This is a genomic window from Paenibacillus sp. FSL R10-2788 (assembly GCF_038003885.1).
In the GTDB taxonomy this organism is placed as follows: domain Bacteria; phylum Bacillota; class Bacilli; order Paenibacillales; family Paenibacillaceae; genus Paenibacillus_AQ; species Paenibacillus_AQ odorifer.
This window is the reverse complement of record NZ_JBBOQA010000001.1, coordinates 4,086,410-4,101,827: the sequence shown is the minus strand read 5'-3', so window position 1 is coordinate 4,101,827 and position 15,418 is coordinate 4,086,410. Positions and strand designations below refer to the sequence as shown.

The 15,418-nt window shown below is 43.3% G+C and carries 11 protein-coding genes and 1 other annotated feature; of the genes, 7 read left to right on the top strand and 4 right to left on the bottom strand.

Features of this window, described 5'->3' with window-relative positions:
* Positions 1–23 precede the first annotated feature (23 nt).
* Both pduL and NSQ50_RS18100 read left to right on the top strand, forming a co-directional pair.
* Positions 24–596 carry a phosphate propanoyltransferase gene (gene pduL / locus NSQ50_RS18105; protein ID WP_036688383.1) on the top strand — a complete coding sequence of 191 codons (573 nt, stop codon included), beginning with the start codon at positions 24–26 and terminating at the stop codon, positions 594–596.
* Between the two features lie 908 nt (positions 597–1,504).
* The gene (locus NSQ50_RS18100; RefSeq protein ID WP_081387015.1) at positions 1,505–2,893 is read left to right on the top strand and encodes a DEAD/DEAH box helicase; all 1,389 of its coding nucleotides are present in this window, start codon (positions 1,505–1,507) and stop codon (positions 2,891–2,893) included.
* 187 nt (positions 2,894–3,080) lie between these two features.
* Here the strand turns inward: NSQ50_RS18100 and dapA are convergent, their stop codons facing one another.
* Positions 3,081–3,977 carry a 4-hydroxy-tetrahydrodipicolinate synthase gene (dapA, locus tag NSQ50_RS18095; RefSeq protein ID WP_036688378.1) on the bottom strand — a complete coding sequence of 299 codons (897 nt, stop codon included), beginning with the start codon at positions 3,975–3,977 and terminating at the stop codon, positions 3,081–3,083.
* Between the two features lie 121 nt (positions 3,978–4,098).
* Here dapA and NSQ50_RS18090 point away from each other — a divergent pair, with 121 nt between their 5' ends.
* The gene (locus NSQ50_RS18090; RefSeq protein WP_036688377.1) at positions 4,099–4,974 is read left to right on the top strand and encodes a LysR family transcriptional regulator; all 876 of its coding nucleotides are present in this window, start codon (positions 4,099–4,101) and stop codon (positions 4,972–4,974) included.
* Here the strand turns inward: NSQ50_RS18090 and NSQ50_RS18085 are convergent.
* Positions 4,945–5,367 carry a VOC family protein gene (locus NSQ50_RS18085; protein WP_051491575.1) on the bottom strand — a complete coding sequence of 141 codons (423 nt, stop codon included), beginning with the start codon at positions 5,365–5,367 and terminating at the stop codon, positions 4,945–4,947. The two genes, NSQ50_RS18090 and NSQ50_RS18085, sit on opposite strands and share 30 nt — an antisense overlap.
* A 253-nt stretch (positions 5,368–5,620) precedes the next feature.
* On the opposite strand from NSQ50_RS18085, the gene htpG reads away from it, so the two are divergent.
* Complete coding sequence (gene htpG, locus NSQ50_RS18080; protein WP_038571886.1) at positions 5,621–7,501, top strand: molecular chaperone HtpG; 1,881 nt, start codon at positions 5,621–5,623, stop codon at positions 7,499–7,501.
* 61 nt (positions 7,502–7,562) lie between these two features.
* Here the strand turns inward: htpG and NSQ50_RS18075 are convergent, their stop codons facing one another.
* A complete protein-coding gene (locus NSQ50_RS18075; RefSeq protein WP_051491574.1) occupies positions 7,563–8,027 on the bottom strand; it encodes a DUF4362 domain-containing protein in 465 nt (154 codons plus the stop codon).
* Positions 8,028–8,152: 125 nt separating this feature from the next.
* Positions 8,153–8,414, top strand: a binding site (T-box leader).
* Between the two features lie 43 nt (positions 8,415–8,457).
* Here NSQ50_RS18075 and metG point away from each other — a divergent pair.
* Complete coding sequence (metG, locus tag NSQ50_RS18070) at positions 8,458–10,104, top strand: methionine--tRNA ligase (RefSeq protein WP_036688372.1); 1,647 nt, start codon at positions 8,458–8,460, stop codon at positions 10,102–10,104.
* 8 nt (positions 10,105–10,112) lie between these two features.
* Here metG and NSQ50_RS18065 read toward each other — a convergent pair whose 3' ends face one another.
* A complete protein-coding gene (locus NSQ50_RS18065; protein ID WP_036688370.1) occupies positions 10,113–10,982 on the bottom strand; it encodes a LysR family transcriptional regulator in 870 nt (289 codons plus the stop codon).
* Between the two features lie 150 nt (positions 10,983–11,132).
* On the opposite strand from NSQ50_RS18065, the gene NSQ50_RS18060 reads away from it, so the two are divergent.
* Together NSQ50_RS18060 and NSQ50_RS18055 are read left to right on the top strand one after the other, a co-directional pair.
* On the top strand, positions 11,133–12,869 hold the full coding sequence (locus NSQ50_RS18060; RefSeq protein WP_076106321.1) for an ABC transporter ATP-binding protein: 1,737 nt from the start codon (positions 11,133–11,135) through the stop codon (positions 12,867–12,869).
* Complete coding sequence (locus NSQ50_RS18055) at positions 12,866–14,605, top strand: ABC transporter ATP-binding protein (RefSeq protein WP_076225233.1); 1,740 nt, start codon at positions 12,866–12,868, stop codon at positions 14,603–14,605. The genes NSQ50_RS18060 and NSQ50_RS18055 overlap by 4 nt, the downstream gene beginning before the upstream one ends.
* Positions 14,606–15,418: the final 813 nt, after the last annotated feature.

Sequence of the window (15,418 nt, the reverse complement as noted above, 5' to 3'; positions counted from 1 at the left end):
AAAATACAAGGAGTGACTTTACTATGAGTAAGACTGTACCCGTAGGTGTGTCGGCTAGACATATTCACCTTACGCAAGAGCATGTGGAGGCTTTGTTTGGCCCAGGATATCAACTAACGGAGTTCAAACCCCTCTCTCAACCAGGACAGTTTGCAGCAAATGAGCAAGTAGCAGTTATCGGCAGCAAAGGTAAATTTGACAAAGTAAGAATTTTGGGACCTGCTCGTCCGGCTTCCCAATTAGAAATTTCCCGTACTGACTCCTTCGCACTTGGCGTGAAAGCTCCAGTTCGCGAATCTGGAAATATTGATGGAACACCTGGCATTACGCTTAAAGGACCTGCTGGCGAAGTAGAATTGGAACAAGGCGTTATCATCGCCGCTCGTCACATTCACTTCCATACTTCTGAAGCTGAAGCTTGGGGCATTGCTGATAAGCAATTGCTTAAAGTTCGTCTCGGAGGCGATCGTGGTCTCGTATTGGAGAACGTAATTGCACGCGTATCAGACAGCTTTAAACTGGATATGCATATTGACACTGACGAAGCTAACGCTGCAGGTGCCAACAACGGCGATACTGCTGAAATCGTAGAATAGTCATCATAGTTATAGCAAAGATAAGGAGCGGGGGAGAAATCCTCCGCTTTTTTGTGCGTGTCTGATCCGCGTGCTGTAAGGATTGCGTGTCTGATCCGCGTGCTGTAAGGATTGCGTGTCTGATCCGCGTGCTGTAAAGATTGTGTGTCTGATCTGAGTGCTGTAAGGATTGTGTGTCTGATCCGCGTGCTGTAAGGATTGCGTGTCTGATCCGCGTGCTGTAAGGATTGCGTGTCTGATCTGCGTGCTGTAAAGATTGCGTGTCTGATCCGCGTGCTGTAAGGATTGCGTGTCTGATCCGAGTGCTGTAAGGATTGCGTGTCTGATCCGCGTGCTGTAAGGATTGCGTGTCTGATCTGCGTGCTGTAAGGATTGTGTGTCTGATCTGCGTGCTGTAAGGATTGTGTGTCTGATCCGCGTGCTGTAAAGTTTGCGTGGTTTACCCGACCGCTTGTACATATCGGACTGTATCGCAGCTATTTCAGCATTTTGATCTATTTTGCCAAGGTATCGGACCGCATAGCTCTTATTGCCTTATATTTGTACTGAATTGGGCTTCGAAGGTGTGAATAAGTGCATCTGAGTCCGATAGCATCGCCAAAAACCATGAATCTTCAAAATAAGGGCGTCTGAGTCCGATGGATCAACAGGATCAACAGGATCAACAGGATCAACAGGATCAACAAATGATACGCCCCAGGATAAATTGAGGAGGAGTATTTTACGGTTAGCAAAATATTTCTGTACGAGCAGAACGAATAGTATCCTGAAATGGATTTTTAATGAAAATTGGTGTGATGATAAAGAAAATCTATTATTATGTAACTTATTGTGTTATGATTATGGTTTATGACGTGACAAAAGGATTTATTGTTAAGAATATATGTATTAGAAATTAAGGAGACCCAATGACATTTAATGAACTGAATATTGTGCCTGCAATTTTGAAGGCTTTAAGCAAAGAAAACTATACATCACCTACACCAATACAGGAGCAGTCGATTCCAGCTGTATTAGCGGGTAGAGATTTACTTGGATGCGCACAAACGGGAACAGGAAAAACAGCTGCATTTTCCGTGCCTATTATTCAATTGTTAAGCGAACAATCCAACCCAAACAAATCCAATAATGTGCGACGCATTCGCTCGTTGATTTTAACACCGACAAGAGAACTAGCGATTCAAATTGCTGATAACATAAAAGCGTATAGCCAATATACAGATATCCGCTCTGCTGCCATTGTTGGCGGTGTGTCACAGAAAGTGCAAGAACGCGCACTGAATCAAGGTGCCGATATTCTTATTGCTACCCCTGGTAGACTTATCGACCTGATCAATCAGAAACGTGTAGATCTGCAATATGTACAAATTTTAGTTCTGGATGAAGCTGACCGGATGCTGGATATGGGCTTTATTCATGATGTGAAACGAATCATCGCCAAAATGCCTACGAAGAAGCAAACTCTGTTTTTCTCGGCAACGATGCCAACTGAAATTTCTAAATTGATCAAAACATTGCTTGTGAATCCAGTGAAGGTAGAAATCACACCCGTGTCATCTACTGCGGATAGAATCAATCAATCGATCTATTTATTAGAGAACGGAAATAAGCAAAACCAGTTGAACCTGCTATTACAGGATAAATCCATCGTTTCAGCTTTGGTGTTTACTCGTACCAAACGTGGTGCGGACCGTGTTACCCGCGATCTGGCTAAAGTGAACATTGCTGCTCAAGCCATACACGGCAATAAATCTCAAAATGATCGCCAGAACGCCTTGCGGAATTTTAAAAGCGGTGCGACTCGTGTTCTCGTAGCTACGGATATAGCTGCCCGGGGAATTGATATTGATGAGCTGTCTCACGTAATTAACTTCAACTTACCGAACATTCCGGAAACCTATGTGCACCGGATCGGTCGTACAGGCAGAGCGGGATTGAGCGGAACGGCAATTTCTTTTTGCGAAGCTGAAGAGCTTCCTTTCCTTAAAGATATTGAAAAATTGATTGGAAAATCGATTCCGGAAGTTAAGGATCATCCTTATCCGATGTCTCGTAAAACGCAAATGAAGACAGATCGTTCGGCGAAACCGTCAGGTTCGAAAGCAGCAGCTTCGAGACCATCGTCTTCCAGACCGTCGAATTCCAAACCAGCAACTGCTAAACCTGCGGCAACAAAACCGGCAGCAACAAAATCAGCGGCATCCAAACCAGCTAAAGCAAAACCTAAGTCTAACCCTCCATTGAAGCCAAAGTCCGAGTGGTTCACAAAAGGAAGACAAAAAACGAGCAGCAGATAAGTAAGTTTGAATGCGTATCGTTTCTATAGCAAAATAAAAAAACGTCAGAGTAAATTGAACTGCACCCCAATTGTTAGCACAACTAACATTTGGAGGTGCAGTTTTTTATGTTTTATGTCCTGATGATTTACAACAAAAAACAGCCGCTAAACAGTTCCTCACTGTACAACGGCTGTTGTTATTTCATTTATGCGGTTGCTTCAATTGTATTGTCCTGAACATAGGGGCTCAGTTCTTGCTGAAGTCCTGTGCTGATGGAAGTCATAGGGAGGCGAAGCGTATCCGAGGATAGTAGGCCGTTTTGGTTAAGCATCCATTTAATTGGAGCGGGATTCGATTCCTTGAACAATAGGCGGATGATCGGCAGTAGTTGTTCAAAGCTTTCTTTAGCGAAGTCCACTTGACCAGATGTAAAGGCTTCAAAGATACGAAGGCATTCTGCCGGATAAACGTTGGCAGTAGCGAGCATACCCCCAGCTGCTCCGCAGCTAAGCATTTCATAAAAGAGGGAATCATCGCCGCCAAGCACAGGTTTAGCACCTGTACGGACTAACTCTGTAACCATTTTTGTACTGCCTGAGCAGTCTTTTAAACCGACAACATTATTCATTTCTAGGATTGTACGTGCAGTATCTACCGTCATGGCGGTACCTGTACGACTTGGAATATCATAAGCCATGATAGGTATGCCTACTTCTGCTGCTTTGCGGAAATGGGCAATGATACCCTCTTGTGAAGGACGACTATAATAAGGTACGACTACTAGTGCACAATCAGCACCAAGGTTTGCAGCAATTTCCGTGCGTGCAACCGTAGAGGCTGTATCATTGGTACCTGTACCAACTACTAAGGGGATTGATGTGGATTGTAGAAGCTCACGGGAAGTGTTTACTAGAAGCTGCATTTCATTTACGGTTACAGTGGGCGATTCTCCGGTGGTTCCATTAACGACCAGACCTTGTATGCTGTTGTTAATAATGTTCTTTACATAACGCTGATACGAATCCAAATCAACTTCACCAGCAGCATTGAACGGGGTGACCACGGGGACATAAACTCCATAAATCTGTTGTTCTGTAAGCATAAATTATCGGCCTCCAAAATATTTTAATTCCTCTACATACACTTTACCATGGAAAGTAGCATCGTCGTTAGCTATAATAAATGATATGGATCATCAAAAATATTGATGTTAGGGTGAGGTAATGGATTTAACCTATTTACGAACCTTCCGCGAGGTGGCTAAACGTCAGAGCTTTACGCGAGCTGCTGAAGAATTGGGATATGCACAATCAAGTGTGACGATGCAGATACAGAAGATAGAGAAGGAATATGGAGTACCTTTAATAGAGAGGCATGGCCGTCAGCTGCGGCTTACCCCGCCAGGAGAAGAGTTATTGAAGCTGTTCGTGGAGATTTTGGATTTGTATGATCGTTCAAAAGAAACCATCGCCCAGCAAATCGGAGGAACGATAACTATTGGGACGATAGATTCTTTAGCGGCCTTTTATTTACCTCCTTACCTGCAGCAGCTAAGGACTAAATTTCCGAAGCTGGATATTCATCTGCAAACGATGCAGGAAGCTAATCTTCTTGCCAAAATAAAAGATGGCGAAGTAGATCTAGGCTTAATGTTGGATCGCACCACTGCGGATTCCATCCTTGAGCGTACGATCGTCAGAGATGAGCCGCTTGTATTGATAGCCCCCATTCATCATCCGCTTGCCCAGATGGATACGGTAACCCTAAACGATCTGAATAACTGTGAGCTAATAGTCTCGGAGGAAAGCTGTATTTACCGCAGTCTGTTCGAGAATTTGTTAAAAGAGCACGGGATCATATTCCGCATAGGTTTTGAGCTTTCGAATCTGGAGGCCATCAAACGTTGTGTAATGAATGGTCTTGGAATTGCTTTGTTACCAAAAATCGTGGCAGAGGAAGAAATTGAACGAGGAAGCTTGGCGGAGCTGTCCTTTATTCATCCCGAAATTCACTTTGATCTGCAGCTTCTGATGCACCCTAAGAAGTGGAAATCACAACCGCTGCAATTTTTAATCCAAATGTTGCTTGCAAATCATTAATTTATTCCCATCAGGATCTTTCACAACAAACCAATGCTCATCTTGAATTTCAGTTACTAGCTCTACACCGAGAGCCTTCACATAATTGAAAGAGGCTTGCAAATCATCGGTCAGTAACAAAAAAGCTGGTGTTGTAATGGGCGGTGTTCCTTCAGGTTCTAAGCCGCCCCACAACGGCATGGTATCCAGGATGATTCCAGTGTTTCCCTGCATAGGCAGCGGGCATAAATGACCGTTCATGATCTTACAATCTGTCTCTGGAAGCCCCAGGACTTGGCAATACCAGCGACGGGATTTTTCAATATCATGTACGGGAATGAATACACTGCCAATTAAGTTCTTTACGGGGCTTTTTATTGTGGAATTTAAAGCGGACATTGCTTGTTCATTCATTTAAAGACCTCCCAAATCCGAAATGTATAAACCTTTATTTGGAAATTATGTATCTAATCTATTTAAATCATACAATCAATAGGATTGCAAGGGAATTGTAAATGGTTATATTTTCATATGAAAGTAGCCAAAAAATTTGACATTGAAAATCAGTTTATGTTATATAAAAAGAAGAATTAGCACTCATCTAAGAAGAGTGCTAATCACGGAATGATGAATAATAAGGTTATTTTGAAAGGAGATTTATTTATTCATGGCCAAAAAAGAGTTTAAAGCCGAATCGAAAAGATTGCTGGAAATGATGATTAACTCCATTTATACTCAACGGGAAATTTTCCTGCGTGAACTGATTTCCAATGCAAGTGATGCGATTGATAAGATCTATTACAAAGCCTTAGCTGATGAAGGCCTGGTCTTCAATAAAGAGGATTATTATATTAAAGTGACCGCCGATAAGGCGAACAGAACCTTGACGATTTCCGATACAGGTATCGGGATGACACAAGAGGAGCTGGAGAATAACTTAGGTACAATCGCGAAGAGTGGATCTCTTGCTTTTAAGAAAGAGAACGAAGCTAAAGATGGCCACAATATCATCGGACAGTTCGGAGTGGGCTTCTACGCTGCGTTTATGGTGGCTGATGACGTTATAGTGATCAGTAAGGCATTAGGCAGCGACGAGGCCTTTAAATGGGAGTCTAAGGGCGCTGACGGCTATACCATCGAGACTGTTGAGAAGGATTCTGTCGGCACTGATGTGATTTTGAAGATTAAAGAGAATACTGAAGAAGATCAATATGATGAATATTTGGAAGAATATCGCCTGAAATCCATCATTAAAAAATACTCCGACTTCATCCGTTTCCCAATCAAAATGGACTTGAAGGAACAAAAGCCAAAAGAAGGCACGGAGAATGAGTTCGAAGAAGTTGTTCAAGAACAAACCGTAAACAGCATGGTGCCAATCTGGCGCAAGAACAAAAGCGAGCTGACTACAGAAGATTACGATAACTTCTATGCAGAGAAACGTTACGGCTTCGATAAGCCGCTTAAACATATTCATATCAGTGCTGATGGTGCTGTAGTGTACAATGCGATTTTGTTCATCCCAGAAAATACACCGTTTGACTATTACACAAAGGAATATGAAAAAGGTCTTGAGCTCTATTCCAACGGTGTGTTGATCATGAACAAATGTGCGGATCTGCTGCCTGATTACTTCAGTTTTGTAAAAGGTATGGTGGACTCAGAGGATCTTTCCTTGAACATTTCCAGAGAGATGCTCCAGCATGACCGTCAGCTGACTTTGATCGCTAAGAATATTAAGAATAAAGTGAAAAGCCAACTGCAAAGCCTGCTGAAGGATGAAAGAGAGAAATATGAGCAGTTCTATAATGCTTTTGGCAGACAGCTTAAGTTTGGTGTTTATAACGATTATGGGATGCACAAAGACACCCTCCAAGATTTACTGATGTTCTACTCCTCCAAGGAGAAGAAGCTGGTTACGCTGGACGAATACGTCTCAAGAATGCCAGAAGATCAGAAGTATATCTACTATGCTTCCGGAGAGTCGATCGACAGAATCGAGAAGCTCCCGCAAACCGAGCTTGTATCGGATAAAGGGTATGAAATTCTCTACTTCACTGATGATATTGATGAATTTGCGATCAAGATGATTCAGTCTTATAAGGAAAAAGAATTTAAATCCGTATCCAGCGGAGATCTGGGGATCGAAGCCGACGAAGCGGACAAGCCAACGGAAGCGGAAGAGAACGAAAACAAGGAGCTTTTTGAAGCGATGAAGGACATCCTGTCCGGCAAAGTGAAAAATGTTAAAGCTTCCAAACGTTTAAAGACTCATCCGGTATGTCTCTCTGCAGAAGGTGAGCTGACGATCGAGATGGAGAAAATTCTGAAATCGATGCCGAATGGCCAAGAGGTGCAAGCGGATAAGGTACTTGAAATCAACATCCATCACGAAGTATTCCAGTCCTTGAAGGCGGCAGCAGAGAACGACAAAGAAAAGCTCGGTTTATACACGAACCTACTGTACAACCAAGCCCTGTTGATCGAAGGTCTACAGGTTAGTGATCCAGTTCAATTCACCAATGATATTTGCAAAATCATGAAATAATATGAAGTAACGAGACCATCCAATTGTATTATGATTGGGTGGTCTTTTTTATTTCAGCATTTCATTTTGTTGTGCGAAAAAGGTAGTAATCAATTTCAGAGTCATTATTTGTGCAACCGCTGATCGAATAGATAATTTCACCTTGTGTGCTTTTTTTACTCGTCACTTCGGAGCAGGTATCGGTTCTGACTCCTGTGTTGCTTCCACCGAATGCATCATTAGAGGTATCATAGCTATAATTAATCACGTTACCGTCAAATTTCAAATCCTTAAATATAGGATCGCCTTCATCTGTGTAACTTGTAACGCGTATATTGTCTGCTTTTTTGCTGGAGAGATTCGTTATAAATTGCTCGAATTTATCGAGGTTGTACACTTTTTCCCAAGAAACAATATCCCCTCTACTGATGGCTTCTTTGGAAGTATAGGGCTCACTTTTAGGTACAGAATTGACTTGATTATCGGAGCAACCCCATACCCCTGCTAGTAAAAGAACAGAGAGTGTAAGCAAATTTACCTTTTTCACTGAGGGACCTCCTTGTAACGTATTTATATAAAAGACGGAGATTAACTGGAAAAGTTACAGTGAGCTTGATTTTTCACATTGACAATAAACAACAAATTGATTATTATTTTCTCTAACTTGAATATGTAAAAGCAAAGAAGAGAAAGAGTACCACGGCAATTCTTTCAACAGAGAGCTCCGGTCGCTGAAAAGGAGTAAAGAAAACCCTTGGGAATATGGTCTCAGAGCTGCGCATCGAAACCTTATGGGTTGTAGGCTGCGCCGGAACCTGCATCCGTTACAGTGCTAGGGTATAAACGTTAATTAACGTCGTACCTGAAGAGGTAAATGTCATGAGGCATTTATAAAATTAGGTGGTAACACGTGAGTAGAACTCTCGTCCTTTGTGGATGGGAGTTTTTTTGTTGTCAAAAAAAGGAGGAGAAGGTTAATGAGTAATGTGTTTATAGGTGGTGCTTGGCCGTATGCGAATGGATCTTTACATCTTGGGAGATTATCAAGTGTGTTGCCTGGGGATGTGCTGGCACGATATTTTCGCTCCAAAGGGGATAACGTATTATATGTATCAGGCAGTGATTGCCATGGCACACCCGTAGCGGTTCAGGCTGCGAATGAAGGGATTACACCCGGAGCTTTTGCAAGCAGATATCATGAGGAGTTTCTGAAGTGTTTTAAACAGCTGGGATTTAGTTATGATCTATATACTCGAACGGATCAACCGCAGCATCATAAGGTCGTGCAAGAGTTGTTTACAAAGCTACTAGAGAATGGTCATTTATATAAAAAAACCATTGCGCAATGTTACTGCGAGGTGGATCAGCGCTTTTTGCCAGACAGATATGTGGAAGGGACTTGTCCGGTATGTGGCCAGCGGGCGCGAGGGGATCAATGTGATTATTGTTCTACGATTCTAGATCCTGCCGATTTGTTAGACAGAGTCTGCAAATTATGTGGTAATACACCATCAGAAAGGCCGACAGAACATTATTATCTTAGCTTATCTAATTTTCAGTCTGAATTAACGGAATATGTAGAGGAAGCACAATTTTGGAGAGATAACGCTATAAAACTGACCAAACGTTATTTACAAGAAGAGCTGCAGGACCGCGCGGTAACAAGAGACTTGTCTTGGGGTGTAGATGTTCCTGTGGCTGGATTTGAAGATAAAAAGATTTATGTTTGGATTGAGGCGGTAAGTGGTTATTTATCAGCCAGTAAGCAGTGGGCTGCACAGTCCGGAGGAAGCTGGGAGGATTTTTGGTTAGAGGAAAAAGGGGAGATTACTGCTTATTATGTGCATGGTAAAGACAATATTCCTTTTCACACTTTAATATGGCCGGCTGTGTTATTAGGAGCTGGAGGTCTGCATTTACCGGACAGGATTATATCTAGCGAATATTTAACCCTTGAAGGGCAGAAGTTCTCCACTAGCCGAAACTGGGCGGTCTGGGTACCTGATATTTTAGAGCGGTATCAGCCAGATTCTATTCGTTATTTCTTAATTGCCAATGGACCCGAGAAGCGGGACACGGATTTTTCCTGGAGAGAGTTTATTTATAGCCATAATGGAGAGCTGCTTGGAGCATTTGGTAACTTTGTGAATCGTTCATTGGCTTTTGTAGATAAGTTTTATGAAGGGAAAGTGCCGAATGGGCAATTGGATAAGGGGTGGAATGACAACATTGACCTCTTGTATCTCGAATCAGGGCGGCTTATTGAGGCTGGGAATCTAAAAGATGCGCTGGAGTATATTTTTTCTTATGTGCGCAAGGCAAACCAGTATTTCGACCTGCAAAAACCATGGATACAGATAAAAGAGGATCAGGTTTCTTGTGATTCTGCAATATACACATGTGTGCAGATTATTGCGAACCTAGCGAATTTGTTACATCCGTTTCTGCCGTTCTCTTGTGACAAGATCAGGGGGTTCCTGTCGTTAGAACTACCGAATTGGCAGCCTTGCTCGGTACCCCCTTACCAACAGGTTACTGAATTACAATTATTGTTTGAACGAATTGATATTAACCGTATTAAAGAAGAAGAGGATAGGCTCGTTCAACAACAAGTGAATAAATAGATCTGGTATTATCCATTCTTGAAACTCTCAATAAACTTTGAAGCCAATGATGACAAGTATTTATCCTTAATCCAGACGGCGGCGACCCGCGTGCGTAGTGATTCACTACTGATTTCTTTATAGATCAAATTACTGTTACTCGTTAATTCGAAAGCGGATTTGGGGATGATTCCGATGCCAAGACCAGCGTTTGCCCAGAGCAGTGTTGTTCTAGCATCATCATTCATGCAGAAAATCAGCGGATCAAAGCCGTTCTCAAGACATGTTTCCCGGATAAGCTGCTCAAAACGGCGGTAGATAATAAGCGGCTTATCCTTTAGCTCACCGATCTCAATAAAGTTTTCATCCGTTTTCCAGTCATACTCAGGTGTCATTACGGCAATCATAGGTTCAGCTTGTGTGTAAAGACATTCTAAATTTGTACCATTAAAGGGTGTCCTTACAATTCCGACTTCGACAATGCCTTTATTCAAGAGGTCAATGATTCTAAAGGTATTTCCTTCATGAATCTCAAACTTCACACCTTTATAGGTTTTGTGAAATTCACATAGCCGATCTTGAAGCAACGTAGCTCCAGAGGAAGAAACTGTACCAATGGCTAGGGTTCCTTTTAAACCTTTGACAAAATCAGTGAGCTCACGGGCAGTGGAATCTGCCAGCTCCAGAATTTGTTGGGCACGGTCCCGCAAAATGGCTCCAGCTTCAGTGAGCTGCACGCTGCGTGGACCTCGTTCCACTAGCTTTACACCGAGTTCTTCCTCCAGGAGCTTTAGCTGCTGGCTCAGTGGAGGCTGGGCCATTTGCAGTTTTTTGGCTGCAGATGTGATCTGTCCTTCCTCAGCTATCGCCATAAAATATTTAAGCTGTCTAATATCCATATAAAAATCCTCCGAACTTGAGATATGCTAATCGTATGGGAGCGATACGAATCCAATATTATTAATATGTGAGTAGATATGCCATAATCATAACTGTTCTTATACATATTTCAAGTGGTTAAATACTTCTTATGTTGGGTGTGGATAAATTTGTTCAAAATTGCAGTATATTTAAAGCCGTACAAAAAAGAAGCGATCATTGGACCGATCTTCAAACTGATGGAAGCGATTCTGGAGCTGATTTTGCCTACCATTGTCGCATTGATCATCAACAACGGGGTTGGCAATCATGACAGCGCCTATGTTTACCGCATGGGTGGCCTAATGGTTCTGATGTCACTGCTTGGCTTCGGCTGCTCCATGGTATGCCAATACTATGCAGCCCGGGCTTCACAGGGATTCGGTACGACACTACGCAATAAGATGTTTAGACATATTACATCCTTGTCGTATGCTGAACTGGATACCTTAGGTACGCCTACACTGATTAATCGGATTACCAATGACGTAAACCAGCTGCAAATTGCTGTGGCCATGCTGATTCGTCTAGTTATTCGTGCACCGTTTATCTGCATCGGGGCTATCCTAATGTCCATGATTTTGGATTTTAGATTATCGCTGATTCTAATAGCGGCAACACCGGTTTTTGGCATTATTTTATATTTTATTATCACCCGCAGTGCTCCTTTGTACCGAAAATACCAGCAGAAGCTGGATGCCCTTGCGCTCGTACTGAGTGAGAATTTATCGGGGATTCGAGTGATTCGTGCTTTTGCCAAAAGACGTACAGAAAAAGAACGTTTTGATGCCTCATCTGATGATTTGACTACTACGGCGATCCGGGTTTCGCGGATTTCTGCTTTGCTTGGGCCGATGACTACACTTGTAGTAAATGCGGCGATCATAGCTATTTTGTGGGTAGGCGGAATTCATATCGATGGGGGCCGATTGTCTCAAGGGGAGATCATTGCCTTCATCAATTACATCACTCAGATCTTGCTGGCGCTGATAGTGGTCTCCAACTTGGTTATTATTTTTACAAAAGCCTCATCCTCAGCGAATCGTGTGAATGAAGTGCTTGGTGTTAAGGTATCCGTGTCCGAGGAAGGAAATGCATTGATTGCAGAACCTGCCCCTGCTGCCCCTGCTATACAATTCGATCACGTATCCTTTGGGTATAATACGACAGGTGAATCGGCATTAGAGGATATATCTTTAGTAATTAATCGCGGAGAGACCGTGGGCCTGATTGGCAGTACGGGTTCAGGTAAGTCTACTTTTGTGAATTTGATCCCTCGTTTTTATGATGTGGTGCAAGGTGAAGTGAAAGTGGATGGTGTGGATGTCAGAGATTACAAGCTGCACCAGCTTCGTGAGAAAATAGGGATTGTACCGCAAAAAGCTGTGCTGTTTACAGGAACAATCGCTGAGAATATACGTTGGGGTAAGGAAGATGCAACTGAGGAAGAAATCATGCAGGCAGCCTCTATCGCTCAAGCGGAGGAGTTTATACGTAAATTACCCGAAGGCTTGAATACGCAAGTATCTCGTGGTGGATTAAATTTATCCGGTGGACAAAAGCAGCGCTTAACCATAGCTCGTGCAGTAGTAGGTAAGCCATCGATTCTTATTTTGGATGACTCCTCCAGTGCGCTGGATTTCTCCACAGATGCGGCACTTCGAAAGGCTCTTAAAGAGAGCAGCCAGGAAATGACCGTGCTCCTTGTCTCGCAGAGGGTAAGCACTGTAAGACAAGCGGATAAAATAATGGTATTTGAGGAAGGGCGGATCGCCGGTGTCGGAACCCATGAGGAGCTGATGCGGGGTTGTGAAGAGTATAAAGAAATCTGCCTGTCCCAGCTATCAAGTGAGGAGTCGGGCCAATGAACAAAAACAACATTTGGAAAAGACTTATTGTATACACAGGGCATTATAAAAAAATAGCTATAGGTGCAGTAATCTGCGCAATACTCAGTGTGATTGCCAGTCTAATTGGCCCGTTGCTTATCGGCAGCGCCATCGATTTTATGATCGGGCCGGGAGAGGTTGATTTTGACGCCGTACTTAGACTGCTTTTGATTCTGGCAGGGGTGTATATTGTCGGCAGCTTTTTCGGATGGCTTCTTACCTACCTGACTAATCGAATTGCCTACCGGACTGTATATGACTTACGGCGGGAGCTTTTTGATAAATTAAATGTTTTGCCGTTAAAATTTCATGATAACCACCCGCAAGGGGACAGCATCAGCCGGTTTGTTAATGACATGGATGCGGTCTCTGATGGACTGCTGCAAGGCTTCTCAACACTGCTCACGGGGATCATCACCATCGTGGGGGCAATTGCACTCATGTTGTACATTAGTCCTTTAATGACCTTAGTTGTTCTTCTGTCAGCACCCGTTACATTTTTTGTGGCAAGATTCATTACGATGCGCTCCCAGAAGATGTTTAAGGAGCAGGCTAAAATTCTGGGCGGTCTCAACGGATACGTGGAGGAAATGATCGGCGGACAAAAAGTGGTCACTGCTTATCATTATGAAGACCGTGCACTGACCCAGTTTGAAGAACGAAACGAGACTTTGTACCAGACTGGCGTGAAATCACAATTTTACGGTTCTTTGTCTAATCCGACAACACGGTTAGTAAATAATATTACCTTCTCTGTTATCGCGATGATCGGAAGTGTTATGGTGATTCGCGGGCTTATGACGGTAGGGGATTTGTCCAGCTTTTTGATCTTCTCCAACTTGTTCGCTAAGCCGTTTAATGAAATTACAGGTGTGATTACGCAGCTTCAATCGGCAACAGCATCAGCGCAGCGGATTTTCGCCATTCTAGACCTATCGCCAGAACCAGCTGATGCAACAGACGCCAAAATTATGAATACAAGCCAAGGAACAATTACCTTTGAAAAAGTATCCTTTGCTTATAATCCTGAACGTCCACTGATTAATGATTTCAGTCTGGAAGTGAAACCAGGTACCCGGGTTGCAATTGTAGGGCAGACGGGAGCGGGGAAGACGACACTGGTTAATCTGCTTATGCGTTTTTATGATGTGGATAGGGGTTCCATCAAGATTGACGGCGTGGATATCAAGACGATTACCCGGGACAGTCTGCGGCGTAATTTCGGGATGGTGTTGCAGGACACTTGGCTGTTTGGCGGCACAATTAGAGAAAATATTGCCTACGGCAAACCTGAGGCTACCGAAGAAGAGGTCATCGCTGCTGCTAAGGCTGCTAATGCTCATAGCTTCATTAAACGCCTGCCTGAGGGATATGATACGAAGATCAGTGGCTCAGGAGATAATTTGTCGCAAGGACAAAAGCAGCTGCTAACCATAGCACGAGTGATGCTCGTAGATCCACCTATGCTCATTTTGGATGAAGCCACCAGCAGTATTGATACGCTGACTGAGGTACGGATTCAGAAGGCTTTTCTAAAAATGATCGCAGGCCGGACCAGCTTTGTAATTGCCCACCGTTTGTCAACGATTCGAGAATCGGATCTCATTCTTTTCATGAAGGACGGAGACATTGTGGAGAGTGGTACGCATGACCAACTCCTAGCTAGCGGTGGATATTACGCCAGATTATATAACAGTCAGTTCGCATCAGCGTAGACTTTGCATTTAGAAAAAAGAGCATTCAATCCCGAATTTGGGGATGAATGCTCTTTTTGTCGGGTGGGTTAGTTTTGTTTGGCTTACCTTACCTTACCTTACCTTACCCTTGCGGACCGTATTGCAGCTAAATTGTGTTTTTGGCGCCTTTCCCCAAAGTAACGGACTGCATAGCACTTATTCGGCTGATTTTGCAGCAAAAAGGAGCGGATATGGCACAATAGCTGCATCTGAGTCCGAACGGAGTGGAAAAGGGTGGGATTTTGCGAAATAAGGGCGCCTCGGTCCAATACGTTGCAATGGCAGCCATCGCCAAAGGTAGATTGCTTCTGTTCCGGAGTAGAATGCTTAGAAATTCGATTGCCTAGCGTTCCAAAGTAGTTAGCTTAGCGTCTCCAAAGTAATTTGCTTAACGTTCCAAAGGAGCTAACTCATCGTCCCCAAAGTAGTTTGGATAGCGTTCCAAAGTTAGTTATCTCACCGTCCCCAAAGTAATTTGCTTAGCGTTCCAAAGTAGCTATCACATCGTCAGCAAAGTAGTTTGTTTACCCTTGCGGACCGTATTGCAGCTAAATTGTGTTTTTGGCTCCTTTCCCCAAAGTAACGGACTGCATAGCACTTATTCGGCTGATTTTGCAGCAAAAAGGAGCGGATATGGCACAATAGCTGCATCTGAGTCCGAACGAAGTGGAAAAAGGCATGATTTTGTGAAATTAGGGCGCCTCGGTCCAATACGTAGGAATGGCAGCCATCGCCAAAGGTAAATTGCTTCTGTTCCAGTGTAGAATGCTTAGACAGTAGTTCGCTTACGTG